The 22,970-nt window shown below is 66.7% G+C and carries 23 protein-coding genes; 11 read left to right on the top strand and 12 right to left on the bottom strand.

What is annotated here, in order from left to right; genetic code table 11:
* Nucleotides 1-3: 3 nt before the first annotated feature.
* Nucleotides 4-579, bottom strand: a complete 576-nt coding sequence (gene pcaG / locus AXA74_RS04295; protein WP_029578445.1) for a protocatechuate 3,4-dioxygenase subunit alpha — start codon at nt 577-579, stop codon at nt 4-6.
* 4 nt (nt 580-583) lie between these two features.
* Entirely contained in the window at nt 584-1,300 is a 717-nt protein-coding gene (pcaH, locus tag AXA74_RS04290) for a protocatechuate 3,4-dioxygenase subunit beta (RefSeq protein ID WP_029578446.1), read from the bottom strand.
* 93 nt (nt 1,301-1,393) lie between these two features.
* Between pcaH and pcaQ the strand changes: the two genes are divergently transcribed.
* A complete protein-coding gene (gene pcaQ, locus AXA74_RS04285) occupies nt 1,394-2,320 on the top strand; it encodes a pca operon transcription factor PcaQ (RefSeq protein ID WP_032954816.1) in 927 nt (308 codons plus the stop codon).
* 4 nt (nt 2,321-2,324) lie between these two features.
* Here pcaQ and AXA74_RS04280 read toward each other — a convergent pair whose 3' ends face one another.
* The 4 genes from AXA74_RS04280 to AXA74_RS04265 are packed head-to-tail and all read right to left on the bottom strand — an operon-like array spanning nt 2,325 to nt 5,661.
* Nucleotides 2,325-3,605 (bottom strand): TRAP transporter large permease, encoded by a 1,281-nt coding sequence (locus AXA74_RS04280; RefSeq protein ID WP_032977858.1) that lies wholly within the window; start codon nt 3,603-3,605, stop codon nt 2,325-2,327.
* On the bottom strand, nt 3,602-4,168 hold the full coding sequence (locus AXA74_RS04275; RefSeq protein ID WP_029578449.1) for a TRAP transporter small permease: 567 nt from the start codon (nt 4,166-4,168) through the stop codon (nt 3,602-3,604). The genes AXA74_RS04280 and AXA74_RS04275 overlap by 4 nt, the downstream gene beginning before the upstream one ends.
* A gap of 32 nt (nt 4,169-4,200) precedes the next feature.
* Nucleotides 4,201-4,638: a type II 3-dehydroquinate dehydratase gene (locus AXA74_RS04270; protein ID WP_029578450.1), complete on the bottom strand. Its 438-nt coding sequence runs from the start codon at nt 4,636-4,638 to the stop codon at nt 4,201-4,203.
* 18 nt (nt 4,639-4,656) lie between these two features.
* On the bottom strand, nt 4,657-5,661 hold the full coding sequence (locus tag AXA74_RS04265) for a TRAP transporter substrate-binding protein (RefSeq protein WP_029578451.1): 1,005 nt from the start codon (nt 5,659-5,661) through the stop codon (nt 4,657-4,659).
* A 103-nt stretch (nt 5,662-5,764) separates the two neighbouring features.
* Here AXA74_RS04265 and AXA74_RS04260 point away from each other — a divergent pair, with 103 nt between their 5' ends.
* Entirely contained in the window at nt 5,765-6,577 is an 813-nt protein-coding gene (locus tag AXA74_RS04260) for an IclR family transcriptional regulator (RefSeq protein ID WP_029578452.1), read from the top strand.
* Between the two features lie 7 nt (nt 6,578-6,584).
* Here AXA74_RS04260 and AXA74_RS04255 read toward each other — a convergent pair whose 3' ends face one another.
* On the bottom strand, nt 6,585-7,472 hold the full coding sequence (locus AXA74_RS04255; protein ID WP_032977855.1) for a LysR family transcriptional regulator: 888 nt from the start codon (nt 7,470-7,472) through the stop codon (nt 6,585-6,587).
* A gap of 149 nt (nt 7,473-7,621) precedes the next feature.
* Between AXA74_RS04255 and AXA74_RS04250 the strand changes: the two genes are divergently transcribed.
* The 6 genes from AXA74_RS04250 to AXA74_RS04225 all read left to right on the top strand — a co-directional run bounded on the left by AXA74_RS04250 (nt 7,622) and on the right by AXA74_RS04225 (nt 14,426).
* Nucleotides 7,622-8,611, top strand: a complete 990-nt coding sequence (locus tag AXA74_RS04250; RefSeq protein ID WP_029578454.1) for a Bug family tripartite tricarboxylate transporter substrate binding protein — start codon at nt 7,622-7,624, stop codon at nt 8,609-8,611.
* Between the two features lie 20 nt (nt 8,612-8,631).
* The gene (locus tag AXA74_RS04245) at nt 8,632-9,828 is read left to right on the top strand and encodes an FAD-dependent monooxygenase (protein ID WP_029578455.1); all 1,197 of its coding nucleotides are present in this window, start codon (nt 8,632-8,634) and stop codon (nt 9,826-9,828) included.
* Between the two features lie 181 nt (nt 9,829-10,009).
* A complete protein-coding gene (locus AXA74_RS04240) occupies nt 10,010-11,632 on the top strand; it encodes an MFS transporter (RefSeq protein WP_032954820.1) in 1,623 nt (540 codons plus the stop codon).
* Nucleotides 11,633-11,714: 82 nt separating this feature from the next.
* Entirely contained in the window at nt 11,715-12,743 is a 1,029-nt protein-coding gene (locus tag AXA74_RS04235; protein ID WP_029578457.1) for a carbon-nitrogen hydrolase family protein, read from the top strand.
* Complete coding sequence (locus AXA74_RS04230) at nt 12,740-13,501, top strand: maleate cis-trans isomerase family protein (RefSeq protein ID WP_060833138.1); 762 nt, start codon at nt 12,740-12,742, stop codon at nt 13,499-13,501. The genes AXA74_RS04235 and AXA74_RS04230 overlap by 4 nt, the downstream gene beginning before the upstream one ends.
* Nucleotides 13,502-13,589: 88 nt before the next feature.
* A complete protein-coding gene (locus tag AXA74_RS04225; protein WP_029578459.1) occupies nt 13,590-14,426 on the top strand; it encodes an IclR family transcriptional regulator in 837 nt (278 codons plus the stop codon).
* Between the two features lie 21 nt (nt 14,427-14,447).
* On the opposite strand, the gene AXA74_RS04220 is transcribed toward AXA74_RS04225, so the two are convergent.
* The 5 genes from AXA74_RS04220 to AXA74_RS04200 form a co-directional block, all read right to left on the bottom strand.
* Nucleotides 14,448-15,944 (bottom strand): catalase, encoded by a 1,497-nt coding sequence (locus AXA74_RS04220; protein ID WP_223850586.1) that lies wholly within the window; start codon nt 15,942-15,944, stop codon nt 14,448-14,450.
* Between the two features lie 197 nt (nt 15,945-16,141).
* Complete coding sequence (locus AXA74_RS04215; RefSeq protein ID WP_029578461.1) at nt 16,142-16,624, bottom strand: GlcG/HbpS family heme-binding protein; 483 nt, start codon at nt 16,622-16,624, stop codon at nt 16,142-16,144.
* A gap of 89 nt (nt 16,625-16,713) precedes the next feature.
* The gene (locus AXA74_RS04210; RefSeq protein ID WP_032954821.1) at nt 16,714-17,337 is read right to left on the bottom strand and encodes a response regulator transcription factor; all 624 of its coding nucleotides are present in this window, start codon (nt 17,335-17,337) and stop codon (nt 16,714-16,716) included.
* A complete protein-coding gene (locus AXA74_RS04205; protein WP_230588804.1) occupies nt 17,334-18,764 on the bottom strand; it encodes a sensor histidine kinase in 1,431 nt (476 codons plus the stop codon). Before AXA74_RS04205 ends, AXA74_RS04210 begins: the two co-directional genes overlap by 4 nt.
* An 83-nt stretch (nt 18,765-18,847) precedes the next feature.
* A complete protein-coding gene (locus AXA74_RS04200) occupies nt 18,848-19,870 on the bottom strand; it encodes an extracellular solute-binding protein (RefSeq protein WP_032977852.1) in 1,023 nt (340 codons plus the stop codon).
* Between the two features lie 276 nt (nt 19,871-20,146).
* Between AXA74_RS04200 and AXA74_RS04195 the strand changes: the two genes are divergently transcribed.
* The 3 genes from AXA74_RS04195 to AXA74_RS04185 are packed head-to-tail and all read left to right on the top strand — an operon-like array spanning nt 20,147 to nt 22,922.
* Complete coding sequence (locus AXA74_RS04195; RefSeq protein WP_032977849.1) at nt 20,147-21,226, top strand: ABC transporter ATP-binding protein; 1,080 nt, start codon at nt 20,147-20,149, stop codon at nt 21,224-21,226.
* The gene (locus AXA74_RS04190; RefSeq protein ID WP_230584595.1) at nt 21,223-22,110 is read left to right on the top strand and encodes an ABC transporter permease; all 888 of its coding nucleotides are present in this window, start codon (nt 21,223-21,225) and stop codon (nt 22,108-22,110) included. Before AXA74_RS04195 ends, AXA74_RS04190 begins: the two co-directional genes overlap by 4 nt.
* Entirely contained in the window at nt 22,107-22,922 is an 816-nt protein-coding gene (locus tag AXA74_RS04185) for an ABC transporter permease (RefSeq protein ID WP_051593905.1), read from the top strand. The genes AXA74_RS04190 and AXA74_RS04185 overlap by 4 nt, the downstream gene beginning before the upstream one ends.
* Nucleotides 22,923-22,970 lie beyond the last annotated feature (48 nt).

Below are 22,970 nucleotides of genomic sequence, written 5' to 3'. Positions count from 1 at the left end.
TCCTCAGAGATCGAAGAAGACGGTCTCGGCCGGCCCTTGCAGGTGGATGTCGAAGACATAGACGGCGGCGTTGCCCGCCTGGCGCCGCGCGATCAGCGTCTGGCGCCGCTGCGGCTCGACCGCGCCCAGGATGGCATCGCCCTCGTTGGCGGCGGCCTCATCATCGAAATAGATGCGGGTGTAGGCATGCAGCAGCATGCCGCGCATATGGACGATGACATCGATGGCCGGCGCCCGGCCCGGACCGGCCGGGCCGGGCTTGACGGTGCGCAGCACAAAGCGCTGGGCTGGATCGGTGCCCGTGCCCACCCGCGCGAAGCCCCGGAAGGCGCCGCCGGCTTCGGTGGCGTAGACGCCGTCGGCGTCGGGCTGCAGGAATTCCAGCATGGCGTCGACGACCGGCGCGCCGCTGCCGTCATAGACATTGCCCATCACGATGATGTGCTGGCCCGGCGCCGAAGGGTCGGCCAGCGTCTCGGTGAACAGGCTCTTGAAATCGAAGTCGTACTGCTGCGGGCACAGGCCGTAGGCGAAGTAGGGACCGACGGTCTGCGAAGGCGTTTGTTTCAGTGAGCTCATGCGCTTACTCCATGGGGGTCTGGCGGGCGCCGCGCAGGACGATGTCGAACTCATAGGCCAGGGCATAGCCCTCGCGCGTGTGTTCGAGCGCGAAGCGCGACACCAGGCGGTCGCGGGCATGCGCCGGCGTGCCCTGGAAGATCGGGTCCAGCGCCAGCAGCGGATCGCCCGGGAAGTACATCTGCGTCACCAGGCGCGAGCCGAAGTACTGCCCGAAGAGCGAGAAATGGATGTGGTTGGGGCGCCAGGCATTGCTGTGGTTGCCCCAGGGATAGGCGCCCGGCTTGATGGTGAGGAAATGATAGCGCCCGTCCTTGTCCGTCAGACAGCGGCCCGCGCCCAGGAAATTGGGGTCCAGCGGCGCATCGTGCTGGTCGCCCTTGTGCACATAGCGGCCGGCCGCGTTGGCCTGCCAGATCTCGACCAGGGTGTGCGGCAGGGGGCGTCCCGATTCATCCAGCACCCGGCCGGTCACAATGATGCGCTCGCCCAGCGGAGCGCCGTTCTTGGCGGCATTGACGGTGAGGTCGTGGTCATGCGCGCCCAGGTCGCCGGCGCCGTAGACCGGCGCGCGCAGATCCTTCAGCGCCGCGGGCACCGGCATCAGCGCGCGGGTCGGGCTACGCAGGATGGACGATTTGTAGTCGGGGTATTTATAAGGCGGATGCTGCGGCCAATCACGGTCGGCAAGCAGGATGGGGCCAGGTTCGGGGTGGTCCATGGGGTTGTCTCCGTAGCGTGTAGCGGCCCACTCTACCTGCGCATTATGGTTATGATAAGTGACATTAATGGTCAATTAATCGCCTGAAAAGTTATGGATAAACGTCGGGTCAAGCTGCGGCATATCGAGTGTTTCCTGGCGGTCGCCCAGCTGGGCAGCCTGCAGCGCGCCGCCGAGTCTTTATCCATCACCCAGCCCGCGGTCTCCAAGACCTTGTCGGAGCTGGAGGAGGTCGTGGGCAGCGAGCTGTTCGAGCGCGGCCGCCAGGGCGCGGCGCTCACGGCCGCCGGCCGGCGCTTTGCGCCCTATGCGCGCGGCTGCCTGGGCAGCCTGCACGAAGGGCTGGCCGACCTGGGCGGCCTGAACGCCAATCCGCCCACGGTCGTGCGCGTCGGCGCCCTGCCCACGGTGGCCAGCGTGCTGCTGCCGCCGGCCTTGCGCGTATTCGGCCAGGAGTGGCCCACGGCCACGTTGGCCGTGAGCACGGGGCGCAACAGTGAGCTGCTGGATGCGCTCAAGGCCGCGGAGCTGGATTTCGTCATCGGCCGCATGGCCGAGCCCAAGGCCATGGCGGGCATGGTGTTCGAGCATTTGTTCCGCGAGCCGCTGACGGTGGTGGTGCGGCCGGGCCATCCGGCGCTGGCCGGGCCCCAGGCCCTGGCCGGCCACCCCTTGCTGATGCCGCCGGCCGGCACGTTGATCCGCCAATCGGCCGACAGCCTGATCGCCAGCTGGGGCATCCTGGCCCAGCCGGGCCGGGTGGAAAGCCTGTCGGTGTCGCTCAACCTGGCGCTGACGCTGGGCAACGACGCGGTCTGGTTCGTGCCCTTCAGCCTGGTCGAGACGCTGCTGGCGCAGCGCCGCGTGGTGGCGCTGCCCTTTGCCGGTCCGGGCACCGACGAGCCGGTGGGGCTGTTGCGGCGCACGGACGTGGCGCTGGGGGCGGCGGCCAGCCGCCTGTTCGAGGCCGTGCGCGCCAGCGGCCTGGAACGCGAGCGCCTGCGGCTGGCGCGCGGCTGAGGGCCTAGCCGCCGAACCAGCGCGCCGGCACTGTCACCAGCGGCGGGAAGAGCACCATCACGAACATGATGGCGAATTCCGCGATCATGAAGGGGATCACGCCCCGCGTGACGTCATCCATCTTCATCTTGCCCACGCCGGCCACCACATTGAGCACCACCCCCACGGGCGGCGTGATCAGGCCGATGGAGTTGTTGATGATGAAGAGCACCCCGAAGTAGACCGGGTCGATGCCGGCGGCGCGCACGATGGGCATGAGCACGGGCGTCAGGATGAGGATGGTGGGCGTCATGTCCAGCGCCGTGCCCACGATCATGACCAGCACCATGATCGCGGCCATGAGCAGGATCTTGTTCTCCATGAAGGGCGCCAGCATGTCCACGACCTTGGACGGCAGGTCGGCCACCGTGATCAGCCAGGCCGTGACCATGGCCGCGGCGATGAGGAACATCACGATGGCGCTGGTCTTGGCCGCCGACACGAACAGGCCGTAGAGCCGGCTGGGCGGCAGTTCGCGGTACACCAGCGTCGAGATCAGGAAGGCATAGACGGCCGCGACCACCGCCGCTTCGGTCGGCGTGAAGACCCCCATGCGCAGGCCGACCAGGATGATGACCGGCAGCATCAGGGCCCAGAGCGATTCGCGCAGCGCGCGCAGCACCTCGGCCCGCGGACGGCGCGGCGGCGGGACGACTTTCTCGTTGCGCGCCAGCCAGTACCAGGTCAGCCACAGTGCGCCGCCGATGAGCAGGCCCGGGACGATGGCCGCCATGAAGAGCTTGGAGATCGAGACGTTGGCCGCGACGCCGAAGATCACCAGGCCGATGCTGGGCGGAATCACCGGGGCGATGACGCCCGTGGCGGCGATCAGGCCGCCGGCGGTTTCCTTTTTGTGGCCCGCGGCCACCATCATGGGCAGCACCAGCGCGGTCAGGGCGGCCGCGTCGGCGACCGCCGATCCGGACAGCGCCGATAGCAGGCAGCCGGCCATGATGGCGACATAGCCCAGCCCGCCGCGCACATGGCCGACCAGGGCCAGGGCGAGGTTGACGATGCGCCGCGACAGCCCGCCCTCGTTCATGATTTCGCCGGCCAGCATGAAGAAGGGCACGGCCAACAGGGGGAAGCTGTCGGCGCCGCCGATGACGTTCTGCGCCAGGATCTGGGCGTCGAAGACGTCCAGATGCCACATCAGCGCCACGCCGCTGGCCAGCAGGGCGAAAGCGATCGGCACGCCCAGCGCCATGACGCCCAGCAGCGAAAAGACAAAGACGGAAATGGTCATGGCTTGCCTCCCTGGCCGGCCTGCCCATGCTCCTGCAGCAGCTGCCTGAGCTGCCCGGCGTCTTCGGATTCCTGGATCATGATCAGGTCGTCCTCGCGCAGCCGGCCGGTGACGGTGCGATACAGGTCGACCAGCAGGATCAGCCCGGACAGGACCGCGAACACGACTCCCGAGGCATACACGATGGCCATGGGCGCGCCGCTGACCGGCGCCTTGACATCGGCGTTGATGACCGCCTGCTCCCAGCTGCCGATGAGCACCAGGCCGACGATGTAGAGCATCAGCAGCTGCCCCAGGACGAGGCAGCACTTCTTGCCTGTCCGCGACAGCCTGGAAACAAACATGTCCATGCCGAGATGGCCGCGCTCGCGCAGCGCCACCACCGCGCCCAGGAAGGTCATCCAGATGAACATCCAGCGCGAAAGTTCTTCCGAGATGGTGATCCCGGAGTTAAAGCCATAGCGCGCCACCACATTGCCGAAGACGAGTATCACCATCACCGCGAGCAGGGCGGCGATGGCGAAGTTCAGCATGCGGCAGACGGAATCGATGCATCGGTCCACGATCTGCATTGCCTTGTCCTTGTCGTTGGGGCTCAGGCCGGCCGAAGCAGCTCGACCAGTCCTCTGAGGGCCATCAGGTAGGACACCGGGCCCAGGCCCTGTATCGTCCCCCTGACCGCGGGCGAAATGATGGAATGCGCCCGCCAGGGCTCGCGCGCCGCGATATTCGACATATGGACTTCCAGCGTCGGAAAGGGCATGGCCTTGATGGCGTCGTGCAGCGGCACGCCATGCTGGGTCAGCCCGGCCGGATTGACCAGCGCGCCCTGCGCCAGGTCGATGTTGCGGTGCAGGAAATCGATCAGGTCGCCCTCATGGTTGGACTGCAGGGTGTCCAGCTCGACGCCGAGCTCGGCGGCCAGCGCCGCCAGGCGCTGGTTGATCTCGGCCAGCGTGGTGCTGCCATAGATATGCGGTTCGCGGCGGCCGAACAGGTTCAGGTTCGGGCCATGCAATACGAGGATTTTCATGGGTGTCGGCCAGCCGGTTTACTTGCGGATGCGGGCGAGTTCGTCGTTGTACAGCTTGAGGATGGCAGGGTCGTAGTCACTGGTCAGTTTGGCCACGACGGGCTTGACGATCTGCTGCATGCGGGCCTTCTCGGCCGGCTCGATGGTGTTGAATGCGATGCCCTTGGCCTGCAGTTCGGCCACCGCCTTCTGCGCGGCGGCCCGGCTGGCCTGGCGCTGATAGGCGCGGGCCTCGATGGCGGATTCCGACAGGATGCGCTGTTCATCGGGCGAGAGCTTGTCCCAGAACTTCTTGCTCACCAGCACGATATTGGCCGCATAGACGTGGTTGGTCGAACTCACGTACTTCTGCACTTCGTAGAACTTATTGGACAGGATCACCGAATAGGGATTTTCCTGGCCGTCCACCGCGCGCGACTCCAGCGCGCCGTAGAGTTCGGCAAAGGGCATGGGCACCGGGTTGGCCTTGAATTCCTTGAAGGTTTCCAGGAACACCGGATTGGGGATCACGCGGATTTTCAGGCCGGCCAGGTCCTCGGGCTTGCGGATGGGATGCTTGGAGTTGGTGACATTGCGAAAGCCCAGGTCCCAGAAGCCCAGCGCCACCAGGCCTTTTTCGGGCAGCTTGTTGATCAGGGCCGTGCCCAGCGGGCCGTCGAGCAGGGCGTCGGCCTGGCCGAAGTCGGTGACCGAGAAGGGCAGGTCCACCAGCCCGAACTCCTTGACGATGCCCACCAGCGACGTGGTCGCCGGGGCTGTCATCTCCTGGACACCGCCCTGCAGGGCGGATTGCTGCTGCATCTCGTTGCCCAGCTGAGAAGCAGGGAATTCCTTTACCTTGAGCTTGCCGCCGCTCTTGGCCGCCACCAGCTCGGCGAACTTCTGCACCCCGGCGCTCACGGGGTGATCGGTGTTGTTCAGGTGCCCGAAGCGTATGGTGCGTTCCTGGATCTGCTGCGCGGCAGCGCCGCCGGCCAGGCCCAGGGCGGCGGCCAGGGCCAGCGCCATCATGCGGTAGTTCATTTGTCTCTCTCCCGGTGGTGTTGTGGACTGGAATGTAATTCCACCTGGAATGAAATTCCAGTTAGGGTTATCATCCATCCCACCTCAACCGACCTGGAACGACATGGCTGGAGTACTTGAACGCGCCCTCGCCGTGATGGAATACCTTTCGGACAAGCCGGAAGGCGAGCCCCTGGGCGCCATCGCCGAGCGCCTGGATCTGCCCCAAAGCGCGGCGCACCGCGTGGTTACGGAGCTGTGCCGCTGCGGCTATGTGCGCCAGGTGCGCGACCATGGCGCCTACGCCTTGACCGCGCGCGTGGCGTCCATCGGCCTGAGCTATCTCGCGGCCACGGGCATCGTCGATATCGCGCAGCCGCTGATCGAGCGGCTGGCCGAGATTTCGGGCGAATTGGTCCGCCTGGCCATTGTCGACGACGACAGGCTGACCTGGGTGGCCAAGGCGCAAGGGGCGCGCCATGGCCTGCGCTATGACCCGGACATCGGCGCCGAGGCGCGCCTGTCCTGCAGCGCGTCCGGCCACGCCTGGATGCTGACCATGACGGACGAACAGGCACTGGACCTGGTCGCGCGGCAAGGCTTCGGCTCGCCCGAGGAGTACGGGCCCAATGCGCCCACCACCATCGCCCAGCTGATCGATATCCTGCATGCCGGCCGCCAGCGCGGCTATGCCATGATCAACGAGGTCTTCGCGCCGGGCATGACAGCCATGGCCGCGCCCGTTCAGCGCCAGCCGGAGCCGGCCATCGGCGTCCTGAGTATCGCCGGGCCGGCCATGCGCCTGACCGAAGCGCGCATGCGGGCGCTGGGCCCCGAGCTGCTGGCGGCGGCCGAGGAACTGGCCCTGGCGAGCCTGGCCTCGCCCATGTTCCGCAAGCGCTTCCCCATGCAGGGCCGCAACGACCAGGCTTCCTGACGCCGGCTCAGGACGGCGGCACGCCCTGCGCGGCTTGGCGCAGGCACTGGGAGAATCCTTCCAGGGCGGCATTGAGCGGCCTGCCGCTGCGGCTGATGACGAAGTAATCCACCGCGACCCGCGGCGCGAGGGCCTGCAGCCGGACCCGCCAGCGCCTGCCCGCCACCGCCGAGAACGAGGGCACGACAGCCTCGCCCAGGCCGGCCTCGACCATGGCCAGCACCGTCTCCAGATGGCTGTACGTGCCGCGCCGGCGCGGCGCGGGGGGCAGCAGCCTGTCCACTCTTTGCTGGATGGCGTTGCCGGCCGGCAGAGAGATCAGCTTTTCCGGGTCTATCCGGTTCCAGGCCAGGGCGGCCTTGCGCCTGGGCGCATCGGGCGGCTGGGCCAGCATGAGCTCGGCCGGAAACAGCTGGCGCCGGCGTATGCCCGCCGATTTCTGGAAGAAAGCCCCGAAACCCGCGTCCAGCGCGCCGTTCTCCACCCCTTGTTCGATCAGGCCGCGGTCCAGGTCGGCCACCTCGGCGCGCCAATCGGGATGCCGCAAGGCGAAGGCCTGCAAGACCTGCGGCAGGATGCTGCTGGCGATCAGCGGCGTTACGCCCAGGCGCAGGACCTGCTCCTGGCCGGCGTTGCGCGCCGAGACGTCCTGGATGGCGCCGGACAGGTCGGCGACCGTCTTGCGCACCGTGGGCAGCAGGTCGCGGCCGGCGGCGGTGAGCGAGACCGAGCGCGTGCTGCGCTCGAACAGGCGGCAGTCCAGGGACTGTTCGAGTTCGCGGATCATGGCGCTCAGGCCCGCCTGGGTGACGTGCAGCTGCGCGGCGGCCTTGGTGAAGCTCGCGGTCTCGGCGACCGCGAGAAAGGCGCGGAGCTGGCGGAAAGAGAAGTTCATGGGTTGCCGGATAAACAAGCAATGTTTGTTAATTGACAAAACATCATAGTTTTACTTGTTTATTGCTTTGCGGTGCAATGCCTGCAAGCGCCCTGGCTTTCACCCGAGAGCCCGCCATTAGAGAGCGCTACCCTTCTCAGGAGAGACTTGTGTTCGGTTCTTCATTGCGCCAAGCGGGCGCGCGACTGTTGGGCGGCGCCTGCCTGGCCCTGGCCGCTGTTGCCACGATGCCGGCCCATGCCGCCGGCTTTCCCGAAAAACCCGTGCGCCTCGTCGTGCCCTTCCCGCCGGGCGGGCCGACCGACACCAGCGCCCGGCTGTTCAGCAAGGTGATGGCGGAGAAGCTGGGCCAGCCGGTCATCGTCGAGAACCGCTCGGGCGCGGGCGGCTCGGTGGGCACGTCCTCGGTCAAGCGCGAAGCCGCCGACGGCTATACCTTGCTGTGGGGCGGCACCAGCAGCATGGTCGTCGCGCCGGCGCTCTATCCGCACCTGGACTATGACCCGGTGAAGTCCTTCACGCCCATTGGCATGGCGGTGCGCGGGCCGCTCATCCTCGTGAGCCGCCCGGAGCTGCAGGCGCGGGACCTGGCCTCGCTCATCGACCTAGCGGGCAAGAAGAAGCTGACCGTGGCATCGGCCGGGACCGGCTCGGTGGGCCACCTGACCGCCGAGCTCTTTGACCGCAGCGCCGGCGTCGACATCCTGCACGTGCCCTATCGGGGCGGCGCGCCGGCCTTGAGCGACGTGCTGGGCGGCCAGGTCGATCTCCTGTTCGATACGGTCAGCCTGCTCTACCCGCAGGTGACGGCCGGCAAGCTGCGCGCCTACGCGGTGACGGGCGCCCAACGCTATTCGCGCCTGCCCGATGTGCCGACGGTGGCCGAAGTGCTGGGCAAGCCTTTCGAGGCCTATTCGTGGTTCGGCCTGATGGCGCCGGCCGGCACGCCCGAGGCGGCCGTCAAGCGCCTGACCGAGGCCCTGGCCGCGGCCGCGCAGGACCCGGTCGTCAAGCAGCAGCTGGGCGACCTGGGCCTGGAGGCCGTGGGCGACACCCCCGAGGAATTCGGCCGCGCCATCCGCGTCGATCTCGACAAATGGACGCAAATCGTCAAACAGGCCGGCATCAAGCCGGACTAAACCTCAAGAAGCACATTGCAATGACAACTTCACAGCCCACTTTCCTCATCGCCGGCGCCGGGCTCGGCGGCCTGACGGCGGCGCTGGCCTTGCAGCGGCGCGGCATGCGGGTATTGGTGCTGGAGCAATCGCCGGTCCTCAAAGAGGTCGGCGCCGGCATCCAGCTCAGCGCCAATGCCAACCGGGCGCTCTACCAGCTGGGGCTGGGCGAAGCCCTGGGCCGCGTGGCGCGTCCCACCGACGGCAAGCGCATCCGGCTGTGGTCCACCGGCCAGACCTGGACGCTGTTCGATCTGGGCGGCGAATCCGTCGCGCGCTACGGCTATCCCTACCTGACCATCTATCGCGCCGACCTGCATCGCATCCTCGCCGAAGCGGTGCTGGCCAACGATCCGGACGCGATCCGCCTGGGATGCCGGGTCGAGGGTTTCGAGCAGGATGGCGCGGGTGTGAGCGTGCTGCTGGCTGGCGGCGAGCGCATCGCGGGCGCCGCGCTGATCGGCGCCGACGGCGTGCATTCGCGTATCCGCGCCGCGCTGGCCGGCGCCGACGCGCCGGTCTTCTCGGGCACGGTGGCCTGGCGCGGCGTGATCCCCGCCGCCAAGCTGCCCGAGCGCCTGCGCCAGCCCTATGCCTTCAACTGGGTGGGACCGGGCGCGCATGTCATCCACTACCCCCTGCGCCAGGGCGCGCTGGTCAATTTCGTCGGCATCCTGGAGCGCGATGACTGGCAAGTCGAATCCTGGACCGAGCGCGGCTCGGTCGAAGAATGCGCGCGCGACTTCACGGGCTGGCACGAGGATGTGCAGACCCTGATCCAGGCGCTCGATGAACCCTTCAAATGGGCCTTGATGCTGCGCGAGCCCCTGCGGACCTGGTCCAAGGGCCGGGCCACGCTGCTGGGCGATGCCTGCCATCCCACCCTGCCCATGCTGGCCTCCGGCGCGGCCATGGCCATCGAGGACGGCTATGTGCTGGCGCGCGCCCTGGAGGCCCATCCCGTCGAAGAAGCTTTCAGGCGCTATGAGGCCGCGCGCGTCGAACGCACGGCCAGGGTCGTGCGCGGCTCGGCCGACAATGCCCGGCGCTTTCATAACCCCGCGCTCGCGCATGCGGAGGGCGCGGCGCAATATGTGGACCGCGAATGGAACGAGGCCCGCGTGCGCGAGCGTTATGAGTGGCTGTTCAGCTACGACGTGGACGCGGTGGAGATCTAGCCGGCGCCGGCGGCGTCCGACACCTGACACATCGCCATCGGGGACGACCATGACTAATGGTTTTCCCCGATTTTTTACGTCCCCTCATTGATTTGATAATGTATGTGTCTTTTGATAAGACCAAAATATTAATCATCGGGGTTACGTGATGGGTACGTTAAATACCGCGGCCGGCGCCGCCATGCCGTCTTTGACGCTCAGCCGCAAGGAAGAGCGCCAGGTGGTCGTGGCGTCCACGGTCGGGACGTTGTTCGAGTGGTACGACTTTTTCATCTATGGCGCGCTGGCCGTCTTCATGAGCCAGGTGCTTTTTCCGCAGGACAATCCCACCGTCTCCCTGTTGGCCGCATTGGGCGCGCTGGCGGTGGGCTTTGTCATCCGGCCGCTGGGGGCGGTGCTGTTCGGCTATCTCGGCGACCGCCTGGGCCGCAAGTACACCTTTCTGGTCACCGTGGTCATGATGGGGGGCGCGACCGTCCTGATCGGCTGCCTGCCCAGCTATGAAAGCGCCGGCCACCTGTCGTGGATCCTGCTGCTGACGCTGCGCGTCATCCAGGGCCTGGCCGTGGGCGGCGAATACGGCGGCGCGGTGATCTATGTCGCCGAGCATTGCGAGCCCAGGCGCCGCGGCCTGCTCACCGGCTGGATCCAGATCACGTCTTCGGCCGGCCTGATTCTCTCGTTGCTGGTCATCGTCGCCACCCAGGCCAGCATGAGCGCGGACGACTTCCGCCAGTGGGGTTGGCGCGTGCCCTTTTTGCTGTCCATCGTGATGCTGGCCGTCTCGGTCTATGTCCGCGCGAAGCTGCATGAGTCGCCCGTCTTCGCCCGCATGAAGCAGCAGAACCGCCTGTCGCGCAATCCGGTCAAGGAGACCTTCGGGCAATGGGCCAACCTTCGTCTGGTGCTGATCGCGCTGGTGGGGGTGACCGCCGGCCAGGGCGCGACCTATTTCACGGGCCAGTTCTACGTGATGATCTTCCTGCAGCAGGCCGTGCAGATGAGCCAGCAGCAGGTCAACCTGCTCTTGATCATCGGCTTTGCCATCGGCGCGCCCACCTTTATCTTCTTTGGCTGGCTGTCCGACCGCATCGGCCGCAAATGGCTGATGATGGCGGGCCTGTTCGCGGCGGCCGTGGGCTACAACCCCATGTTTTCGGCCTTGCTGCAGGCCGGCAATCCGGCGCTGGCCGAGGCCGTGCGCAGCACGCCGGTGCGCATCCATGCCGACACCCGTGATGGCGCCTGCGACTTCGGCCTGCAGGCCGCGCTGGTCAGCTCGCACGCCGATCATAAAAAGGCTTGCGTCCAGGCCAAGAAATTCCTCGTGTCGCGCGGCATCAATTTCGAGTACGTGCCGGCCTTGCCGGGCCAGGCCATCGCCATGTCGGTGGGCGGCGCGACGGTGCCGGGCTTTGACGCCGCGGCCTATGGCAAGGCCCTGGCCGAGGCGGGCTATCCCAAGGCCGCCGATCCGGCGCGCGTCAACCGCCTGGCCATCGTCGCCATCCTGATCCTGATGACCGCCGTCGTGGCCATGGTCTACGGCCCGGTGGCGTCCTATCTGGTGGAACTCTTCCCGCCGCGCATCCGCTATACGGCGCTGTCCTTTCCGTATCACATCGGGGCGGGCATCTTCGGCGGCATCGTGCCCTTTACCGCCACCTATCTGGCCCAGGCCAGCGGCAATGTGTTCGGCGGCCTGATGTATCCGGTCGTGGTGACCGCCGTGGTCGGCATCCTGGGCTGCATCCTGCTGCCCAACACGCGGGCCGTGGCCATCGACGAAGACATCCGGCACTGACGCTGGCGGCGGGCCCGCGCCCGCCGCGCGGCCCGGCCCCGCCGGGCGTTTCCTTTATTTCTTTTTTAGAAGCAGAGCCTCCATGCTTGACCTTCCTTGTTTCAAGGCCGCCGCGGTACAGACCGCACCCGTGTTCCTGGACACCGACGCCACCGTCGACAAGACCATCGGCCTGATCGCCGAAGCCGCCGGCAATGGCGCGCGTCTGGTGGCCTTCCCCGAGGTTTTCATCTCGGCCTATCCCTATTGGAGCTGGATCGGCAATCCGGTCCAGGGCAGCCCCTGGTTCGAGAGACTGGCGCGTTCGGCCATCGAGATCCCCGGCCCCGAGATCGCCAAGATCGCCGCCGCGGCGGCGCGCCACAAGATCAATGTCGTGATCGGCGTGAACGAGCGCAGCCGCCATGGCGTAGGCACCATCTACAACACGGTGGTCACTATCAGCGACGAGGGCCGCATTCTCGGACGTCATCGCAAGCTGGTGCCGACCTGGGCCGAGAAGCTGACCTGGACGCCGGGCGATGCCTCGGCGCTGCGCGTGCACCAGACCTCGGTCGGCCCGCTGGGGGCGCTGGCCTGCGGCGAGAACACCAACACCCTGGCGCGCTTCGCCTTGCTGTCCCAGGGTGAACTGGTGCATGTGGCCAACTATATTTCGCTGCCCGTGGCGCCGCCCGACTACGACATGGCCGAGGCGATCAAAGTGCGCGCCGCCGCGCACAGTTTCGAGGGCAAGCTGTTCACCATCGTGTCCTGCTCCACGGTCTCCGAGGAGATCATCCGCGCGCTGGAACCCGATTTCCCCAATGCCCGCGCCTTGCTCAGCCGCCGCGACAGCGCTTTCTCGGGATTCATCGGCCCGGATGGACGCACCATCGGCGAACCGCTTATCGACGACGAGGGCATTGTCTACGCCGAACTCGATCTCGCGCGCTGCATACAACCCCGGCAGATGCATGACATCGTCGGCCACTACAACCGTTTCGACGTCTTCGACCTGCGCGTGAACCGGCGCTTTCTGCAGCCGGCGCAGTTCGATGACAACGGGTCGCAGGAAGACCTCAACCGTGACCTGAACATGACCGAAGCCAGTCAGGAGATACAAGCATGAACGCCACCCCCCGGCGCTATCGTATCGGTCAGATCGTACCGTCGTCGAACACGACGATGGAGACCGAGATTCCCGCCATCCTGCGGGCGCGCGAGGCCATCGAGGCCGAACGCTTCACGTTCCATTCCAGCCGCATGCGCATGAAGAAAGTGACCAAGGAAGAACTGGCGGCGATGGACGCGGACAGCGACCGCTGCGCGCTCGAGCTGTCCGATGCCCGTGTCGACGTGCTGGGCTATGCCTGCCTGGTGGCCATCATGAGCATGGGCTTGGGCTATCACCGCGTCTCCGAGGAACGGCTGGGCCGCCGCACGGCCGAGAACGGCGGCGCGGCGCCGGTGGTCACCAGCGCGGGCGCGCTGGTCGACAGCCTGCATGCGATGGGCGCCAAGAAGGTGTCGCTGCTGGCTCCCTACATGAAGCCCTTGACGCAGCTGGTCATTGACTACATCGAGAACGAAGGCATCGAAGTCGTGGACAGCATTTCGCTGGAGATCCCCGACAACCTGGAAGTCGGCCTGCGGGATCCGCGCGCGCCCATCGAGATCACCAAGAAGCTCAAGACCTCGGGCGTGGACGCCGTGGTGGCTTCGGCCTGCGTGCAGATGCCTTCGCTGGACGCCATCCAGCCCATCGAGGACCGCGTGGGCCTGCCGGTGGTCTCTTCGTCGGTGGCGACCACCTACCAGGTGCTCAAGAAGCTCGGCCTGTCCACCCGCGTGCCCGGCTACGGCTCGCTGCTGTCGGGCCGCTACTGAAGCGCGCCGCCGGCCGGCGCCTGGCCTGCGCAGGGGCGGTTTGATAGTAAATTAGCCCCTGCACAAGATCACTCCAAGACGCCGAGCAATGCCCAAACGACCCACGACCGACGAGCAGACCGCCGACGCCAAACCCAAGGCCAGGCAACGCGGCATCCAGTCGGTGGAAATCGGATTCTCCATCCTGGACACCATGGTGCGGGCCGGCGGCCCGCTGCCGCTGAGCCGCGTGGCCGAAGAGACCGGCCTGACCGTGGCCAACGCCCATTACTACCTGGTGAGCTTCCAGCGGGTCGGGGTGGTGCAGCAGGATGCCGATACCGGCCATTACGGCCTGGGCAGCTATGCCCTGAAGCTGGGTGTGGCGGCGCTGGAACAGTTCGACGTCTACAAGCTTGCCCGCCCCGCCATGATAGACATCAGCGCCCAGTCCGGGCATACCGTCTTTCTGGGCGTATGGGGCAACAAAGGGCCGACCATCGTCAACCGTATCGAAGGCCGGCGCGGCCAGCCGCTGCTTGAACTGCGCGTGGGCAGCGTGCTGCCGCTGCTGTCCTCGGCGCTGGGCCGCAACTTCGCGGCCCATCTGCCCGAGACCGTGACGGCCTCGCTGCTGCAGGAAGAACTGTCCCTGCAAAGCCTGGTGGCCGAACCCCAGGATGCCGGCGTACCGCGCAACGTCGAGGCCTTCCGCGAGATGGCCGCGCGCATCCGCGAACAAGGCTATAGCCGCTGCCGCAACAGTCTGCTGCCCAACTTCACTTCCTTGTCGGCGCCCATATTCGATCTGTCGGGCACCATCATCGCGGCCCTGACGGTGATGGGCCCCAACCATCTGCTGCACGAGGCCTCCGAAGCCCAGACGCTGGCGCTGCTCAAGGCGCATGCCGCCGAAATCTCGCAGACGGCCGGGGTCTACGGCTAGGCGGACCGTGCCGACCGGCGCTCAGTCCTCCAGCTCCTTGGCCAGGGCGCGGACGCGGGCCAGATCCGCCCGCGCGACGCGAGCCAGCGCTTGCCCATACTCAGGGTCGGCCTTGTAGAAGTAGGAAATCATGGTGTGCTTGGTCGCGTCGTTGACCCGTTCCAATTCGCTGCCCAGGCTCTGGACCAGGTCGGCGCGTTCTTTTTCGCTATAGCTGCGATAAAGCTCGCCGGCTTGTTTGAAGTTCTGCTGGCGCGCGATCGGGCGCTGCTGCACCGTGCCCGACAGCGGGGTGGGCGTGGCGGCGGCCTGGGCCAGCTCATGGCTGGGCGCCATGTGGCTGGGCTGGTAGTTGACGCTGCCGGTGCGCTGGCCGGCGTTCATGGCGCCATCCTGGTTCTGCGTATGCACGGCGCCGCGCGGACGGTTGATGGGCAGCTGCAGGGCGTTGGCGCCAACACGGTACATCTGCGTGTCGGCGTAGGCGAACAGGCGGCCCTGCAGCAGACGGTCTTCGGAGGGTTCGATGCCCGGGATCAGGTTGCTGGGCGCCATGGCGACCTGCTCCGTTTCCTGGAAGACATTTTCCGGGTTGCGGTTGAGCACCATCTGGCCCACCTTGCGGCTGGGAACATCGGGCCAGATCTTGGTGGGGTCCAGCGGATCGAAGTCAAAACCGGCCATCTGCTCGGGTTTGAGCACCTGGATGTAGAGATCCCATTTGGGAAACTCGCCGCGGTCTATCGCCTCGACCAGGTCTCGCGTCATATGGCTGTAGTCCTTGGCTTGCACGGCCTGGACCTCTGCGGGGTCGAGATTCTTGCGGCCCTGCAGCGTGCGCCAGTTGAATTTGACGTAATGGACTTGGCCCGCGGCATTGACGAATTTATAGGCATGGACGCTGTTGCCATCCATATGGCGATAGCTGGCGGGCGTGCCCTCGTTGGAGTAGAGCTGCGTCAGGGTCCGCGTCGCTTCGGGAAAGAAAGAGAAGAAATCGAAGCGGCGGCGGTCATCGTCCAGATTGGTGCGCGGATCGGTCTTGAAGGCGTGGACCATGTCCGGAAACTTGATCGCGTCGCGGATGAAGAAGGTGGGGAAGTTGTTGCCCACCAGGTCCCAGTTGCCCTGGCCGGTATAGAACTTGACCGCGAAGCCGCGGGGGTCGCGCAAGGTCTCGGGCGAATGCAGCCCGTGGACCACGGACGAAAAACGCACGAATACCGGCGTCTTGACCCCCTTGCGGAACAGTTCGGCCATGGTCAGGTCCGACAAATCCTCATGGGCGGTGAACTCGCCATGGGCGCCGGTGCCGCGCGCGTGCACGACACGCTCGGGGATGCGTTCGCGGTCAAAGCGTTGCAGCTTCTGCAAGAGTTGCACGTCTTGCAGCAGCACTGGGCCGTTCGGGCCGGCGGTTTGCGAGTGCTGGTTATTGCCTACCGGCGCGCCGTTGTCGCGGGTCAGCGTGGGTTCTTGCGCCAGCGCGGCATTACAGAGCGTGGTGGCCAGGGCCAGGGCGACGAAAGTCCTTTTCACGAGCAACTCCTTGAACAAAAAGGAGCCCGAGGTTAGGAGGAAAGCCGCTGGCGGCCGATGAATTTTTCGCTCACGCGCCATAGCCGGATGCTATGCCGCTGTTTTCCCGGGGAGCCTGGCCCGTTTCCGGCGCCAGGGCGCGGCCACGGGCTAGGACCGATTACCGTGGCGCCGGCCTATTGGAAGCGCGCCGCGTTGTCCCGCAGCGCGGTGTCCGCGCACTCGGCATCCAGATTGCCGCCGGGCGCGCCGGCCACGCCGATGGCGCCGATCACGGTGTCGCCCGACTTGACGGGCACGCCGCCGCCCAGGAGCAGAAAACCCGGGATGTCGGTCAGATTGGCCGCGCCGGGGTTTTTCTGGGCGTTTTCCATCATGGCCAGCGTGGGCAGCTTGGCCGAGGCCGAGGTATAGGCTTTCAGGCGGCTGCCTTCGATGGTGTGCGGGCCGGCGTTGTCGGCGCGGGACAGCGCCTTGAGGACGCCGGCGCGGTCGACCACGGAGGCGGTGACGTGATAGCCCTTGGCCTGGCAGGCGGCCACGGCCGCGTCGGCCAGTTGGCGGGCGTCTTGCAGGGAGACGTTTTTTTCGGTGAGCGCGGCGGCCTGGGCGGTGCCGCACAGGGCGAGGCCGGCAAACAGGAGAGCGGTGTGGCGCATGGGGGTCGTCCTTGTTGGAAAGAGCCTCCAGCTTAGGCAGCCGCGCCGCGGCGCGGTATTCGCCCGGCTACGCAGCCGGCTCCGTAGCGCTACGGAGGAGGCGGATCCAGCAGCAGGGCGTATTGGCGTATGAGCTGCGCCAGCGAACCAGCCTCCAGCTTGGCGAAGACGTTGGCGCGATAGGTTTCGACCGTGCGCGGCGAGAGCGCGAACTCGCGCGCGATTTCTTTGTTGGCGCAGCCTTGCACCACGCGCCGGGCGACCTCGCGTTCGCGTGCCGACAGGCGCTGCAGGCGCGCCCGGGCCGCTTCGCTTACGGCGGCGCGTTCGCGGCTGGCGCTATGGCCGCGCACGGCCGCCTGCACGGCGTCCAGGAAGATGTCGTCGTCCATGGGCTTTTGCAGGAACTCGATGGCGCCGCCCTTGAAGGCCCGGCGGCAGAGATCGACGTTGGCGTGGCCGGTGAGCATGATGACCGGCAGGTCGCTCTGTCCGGCCAGCCGCGCCAGGACGTCCAGTCCGCTGATGCCAGGCATGCGGATGTCGAGCACCACGCAGCCGATGGCCTGGGCGTCCAGGTCGTGCAGGAAGCGCAGCGGATCGGCATAGCCCGCGCTGCGCAGGCCCACGCTGCGCAGCAGGAGGGCCAGCGCCTCGCGCACCGCGTCGTCGTCGTCGACCAGATAGACCACGGGGGTGTCGGGAGCGTTCATGGCGGCGTCTCCAGGGGCAGGCTGAGCGTGAAGCAGGCGCCGCCGCCAGGCAGGTTGGCGGCCTCGATGCGCGCATCCATGGCGCCTGCCAGGGTTTCGCACAAGGCCAGCCCCAGCCCCATGCCGTCGGGCCGCGTGGTGTAGAACGGCTCGAACAGATGCGGCAGATGGCTCTCGGCGATGCCGGGACCGTTGTCGCTCAGGCTGAAGCGATAGTGCTGGGCATCGGCCTGCCCGCGCAGGCGGATGCGGCGCGGTCCGGGGCGGGCCTGGAGCGCGGCGATGGCGTTTTGCGCCAGGTTGTGCAGGATCTGCGCCACCGCGACGGGGTCGCCCAAGGGGCGGGTGCCGGGCGCGGCATTGGACCAGTCGAAGGCGATCTGGTGGCGGGCCAGTTCCGGCTCGCACAGGAAGGCGAGATCGGCGGCCAGGGCGTCCGGGGCCAAGGGCTGGCGCGCGGCGGCCGCGCCCGGGCCGACCAAGGCGCGCAGGCGCTGGATGATATCGGCGGCGCGGCGCGCCTGCTGGGCGCTGGCTTCCAGGGCCTGGCGCACCGCCGGCGCTTCGCCGGGCTCGTCCATCAGCCGCTGGGCCGCCCGGGTCTGCGCCAGGATGGCCGTCAGGGGCTGGTTGAGCTCGTGGGCGATGCCGGCGGCCATCTCGCCCAGCGTGCTCAGGCGCGTCAGGGCGGCCAGGCGCGCCTGCTCGGCCTGGCGGCGCGCCTGCCGGCGGCTGTTGCGCCAATAGCGGGCCGCGCCCACCAGCACGGCGCTGGCCGCGATCCAGGCGGCCCAGGCCAGCCAGGGCCAGCTGGCCGGACCCAGCCGGCGGCTGGCCTGCATCACGAAAGGCTGGCTGGCCGAGCCCAGGGGCTTGGTGATGGACAGCAGGGGCCCCCAGGCCGGCGCGGCCTGCCGCAGCGCCAGCGCCTCGCCGCCCACGGCCACGGTCAGCGTGCCGATCTCGGCCGCGATGTCGCCGGCCGCAAGCAGTTGGCCGGCGTCGACCAGCATGCTCCAGGACGAGGGCGCGACCAGCCAGTAATGGCGCGCGTCCAGAGGCAGGGTCACGGCATGGCCGCGGGCCGCGGCGCGCGCAACGGCTTCATCCAGGCCGGCCGGCGCGGGCTGGCTGCCCTGCCAGCCTTGCGGCGAGCGCCATCCCAGGCCCAGCAATTCGGCCTGCGCCGGACGCAGGCTGGGCAGCAGGCGCTCGGGCGCCGGGGGATGCGAGAGCGCGGCCAGGGTCTCGAGCACCGCCTCGTGCTGCACGGCTTTCTGGCTCAGCATGCGATGCGCGATGCTGGCGCCCTGCAGAAAGCGGTCGCGCTGCGCGAGATAGTCCTGGCGGCCCAGCAGCAGAATGCCGGCCAGGCTCAACAGCAGCCAGGCTCCGATGCTGCGCCAGCGGTTGGCGAAAGTGATCACGATGGCGCCATTATCGCAGCGGGACGCCTCGGGCGGTCTCCGTAGCGCTACGGAGACCCGCGGTCACGCGCTGGAAGGGCGCGCTAGCGTACGGTCTTGTTCCACTGTTCGACCCAGGTCCCCGCCCGCTTGCCGATCTCTTCATAAGGCGCGATCAGGATCTGGCTGGCCGGCGTGATCTGGTCTTTGACCGCTTCGGCGTACTGGGTCTTGGTGTTGGACATGGCATACCGCATGGCCGAGCCCCAGCAGCCTTGCGCCTGTGGCGAGAGCACGGTGTTGATGAATTGGTAGGCCAGCGGTGAGCCGTTCTTGACCTTCTGGATGAAACTGGAGCTGATGGGCGCGCCGGGCTGCGGGTTGTAGTAGAGGACGTCCGGATTGCCCTCGTCGTGGAAAGCCCAGGCCCGTCCGTCCCAATACATGCCGATGTCGATCTGTCCGGTCTTCATCAGGCTCAGGAATTCGTTGACGTCGTTCCAGAAGATCAGGTGGCCGGAGTCGTGCATGGCCTTGATTTTCTGCAGTGCCGGCGCGATGTTGTCCAGATCGTCCTTGGCGTACAGGTGCACGAAGAGCCATAGGGCGGTAATCGTGGTCGAAGGATAGGAAATCCCAGGCATGGCGGCGGTCCAGTCGCCGCGGATGGTGCCTTCGACGAATTCGTCCCAGCTCTTGGGAGGCTGTTTGACGCGCTTCTGGCTGTAGGCCAGACCCATGGCGCCGTAGCCGTAGAGCGCCCCGTGGCCCTTGGTCACGTCTTTGAACTGCGGCGCGACGTCGGCGAGATTGGCAACGTCCTTGTCGCTGAAGGCATCGACCAGCCCGCGGCGGATCGCCTCGTAGCCGGTGTCGGTGGTGTTGGTCACCACGTCGATGGGCGGCTTTTGCGGATTGGCGGCAATCTGGTTGAGCCATTGCGCCGGGGTGCCCAGCACCACATCCACCTTCTTGCCCGTCTGTTTTTCAAACGGCTCGATCACGCATTTGCGGTAGTTCTGTTCCCAGATGCCGCCAAAGGCGGTCACCGTGAGATCGGCCGCCTGGGCGCTGTTTCCTAGGCTCCAGCATGCCAGGGCCGCCGCGGCCCATCCGTATCGCTTCATCTTGCTTCCCCTTGCGCCTGCCCGGCCCAAACACAAACAATATGTTGAAAATCTAGAGCGTATCTGTTCAATGAAACCTTGGTGATTTTCACTGCGCTCATGGCGAGAATACGAACAAAGAACCGCCGCCGTTATTGGTGTTTCCCCTTTGTTTTCGCCAGTTTGTGCCGAGAAAAAGGCGGGTCGCTAGTGAAAGCCCTTAGTCGCTAAGGCTTGTGGAAATTTCAATTTATTGTAAATTTCTCATCGTTGTTCACTCGTTTTCGGCGTGCGACCATGAAGCCTTCCCCGGTTGAACTTATCCAGATCAGCAAGCGCTTCGGCGCGGCCCAGGCCCTTAGTCCGCTCGATTTGCGGGTCGAGGGCGGCGAGCTGATCGCCTTGTTGGGCCCCTCGGGCTGCGGCAAGACGACGACCCTGCGCATTCTGGCGGGCTTCGAGACGCCCGATACGGGCTCGGTCCATATCGACGGCCGCGATGTCACCGATCTGCCGCCCAATCGGCGTGGATTGGGCATGGTGTTCCAGAACTACAGCCTTTTTCCCCATATGACGGTGGGCGAGAACATCGCCTTTGGCCTGAAGATGCGGCGGATGAGCCGCGCCGACCAGGCGGCCCGGGTGCGCGAAATGCTGGACCTGGTGCGCCTGGGCGGCTACGAGGACAGGCAGATCCACCAGCTCTCGGGCGGCCAGCAGCAGCGTATCGCGCTGGCGCGCGCGCTGGTGACCAACCCCGCCGTGCTCCTGCTCGACGAGCCGCTGGGCGCCTTGGACAAGAATCTGCGCGAAGGCATGCAGTTCGAGTTGCGCGCCCTGCAGCAGCGCCTGGGCATCACTTCGGTCATGGTCACGCACGACCAGGAAGAGGCCGTGACCATGAGCGACCGGGTGGCGGTGATGTCCGCCGGGCGCATTGTGCAGATCGGCGCGCCGCGCGAGGTCTATGCGCGGCCCTTGACACGCTTTGTGTCGGAGTTCCTGGGCACCTCTAACATCTTCGAGGGCGTCTTCGGCGCCGACGGCGATGGCAATCCGGCGGTCCAGCTGGACATCGCTCCGGGCCGGCTGTTGCCGGTCGATGCCGCCGGCAGCGTGCCCGACCGCGGCGCGCGCGTGCAGGTGGCGGTGCGGCCCGAGCGCATCCGGCTGGCCCAGCAGGGCGAGCTGTCCGCCAAGGTGAGGGCGGTGATCTTCCGGGGCAGCCACTATGCCTACGAAATGGACGTGGCCGGCCGCGGCCAGCCGGTCTTTGTCTACCACCAGGCGCACAGCCCGGTGGCCGGTGTGGGCGAGAACGTGGCCCTGACCTGGGACGCCCATTCCGCCGTGGTCCTCAACGAGGCCCGCGAATGATGGGCGGCCAGCCATCCGTGGCGCTGCCGCAGCGCCGGGCGACCGCGCGCAAGCGCAGGCCCTATGTCCTGATCCGCCCGCTCTGGGCCCTGCCGGCGGTGATCTTCCTGGTGGTCTTTTTCGTCCTGCCCCTGGCGGGCAATTTCCTGCGCGGCATGGGCGGCGACAGCCAGGGCTATTGGTTCTACTACGGCAAGCTCTTCACGGATATCTATTACCTGGGCGTGCTGGGCGAGACGTTGCGGGTCAGCCTGGTGGTGACGCTGGCCTGCCTGCTGCTGGGCTATCCGGTGGCCTATTTCATGGTGCGACATGCCGGAAAATGGAACGCGCTTATCCTGTTCTGCCTGATCACGCCGCTCTTGACCTCGGTCATCATGCGCACCTTCGGCTGGCAGGTCCTGTTGTCGCGCACGGGGCTGCTCAATCAGTTCCTGCTCTCCAGCGGGCTGATCGAGCGGCCCATGGACCTGGCGCGCCAGCCTATCGCCGTCTACATCGGCCTGGTGCATGTGCTCATCCCTTTCATGGTGCTGTCCATCGCGGCCGTGCTGCGCGGCATCGACGCGCGCCTGGAGGAGTCGGCCCGGGTGTTGGGGGCGACCAAGCTGGGGGCCTTCTTCCGTGTCACCCTGCCGCTGAGTCTGGATGGCGTGGCCACGGGTTGCATCCTCGTCTTCGTGCTGACCAATGGCAGCTTCGTGACCATGCTGCTCTTGGGCGGCGGCAAGGTGGTGACACTGCCCCTGTTGATCTACCAGCAGTTCAATCTCACCCAGGACACCCTGTTCGCCAGCGCCATGGGCAATGTGCTGCTGGTGGCGGCCTTGCTCTGCCTGGCCGCGCAGTTGCGGTTTATCCGACGCAAAGGAGTGAAGACATGAGCCTGACGCGGCGCCGTCGCGCGCACTCGCTGGAAAAATGGCTGCTGGGAGCCTATGTGGCGCTCTTCGTGCTGTTCATCCTGGGCCCCATCGTGCTGGTGGTGGTGGTGTCTTTCACGTCGGCCTCGTTCATCGCCTTTCCGCTGGAAGGCTATTCGTGGCGCTGGTATCAGCGCATCATCGAATACAGGCCTTTTTTGGATTCGTTGCTGGTGAGCATCAAGCTGGCCATCGCTTCGGCGGCCGCCGGGGTGCTGATCGGCGTGCCCGGCGCGCTGGCCCTGGCGCGTTCGCCCGGGCGCCTGGCGGCCGGCCTGTCGGCTTTTTTGCTGGCGCCGATCTCGATTCCGGCCGTGGTGCTGGGTTTTTCCCTGCTGTACTTCCTGTCCGCCCTGATCCACGGGGTGTCTTTCCTGTCGCTGCTGATCGCGCATACCGTGTTGGCCATTCCCTACATCACCCGCACGGTGCTGTCGGTCTACCGCTCCATGTCGCCCGATCTGGAGGAGGCCGCCGCCGTGCTGGGAGGCAACCGCTGGCAGGTGTTGCGCCATGTCACGCTGCCGCTGGTCAAGCCGGGCATCTTCGCCGGCGCGGTGTTCGCGGTGCTGACTTCATTGGATAATCTGCCGATCTCTTTCTTCTTCGGTACGGCCACCACCAATACCCTGCCGGTGGTGATGCTGAGTTATATGCAGAACCAGTTCGATCCCTCCATCGCGGCCATCAGCACGGTACAGATGCTGCTTTCGGTGCTGGTGCTGCTGTTGGTCAATCGTTATTACGGCATTGCCAAGCTCAATACCGCCTGAGTCCGGATTGCTATCCGCATACGATGCTCTGACGTGCAACCCGCCACG

This window comes from Bordetella hinzii LMG 13501 (assembly GCF_001548475.1).
GTDB classification, from domain to species: Bacteria; Pseudomonadota; Gammaproteobacteria; order Burkholderiales; family Burkholderiaceae_B; genus Bordetella; species Bordetella hinzii.
This window is presented reverse-complemented; position numbering and strand designations above follow the sequence as displayed.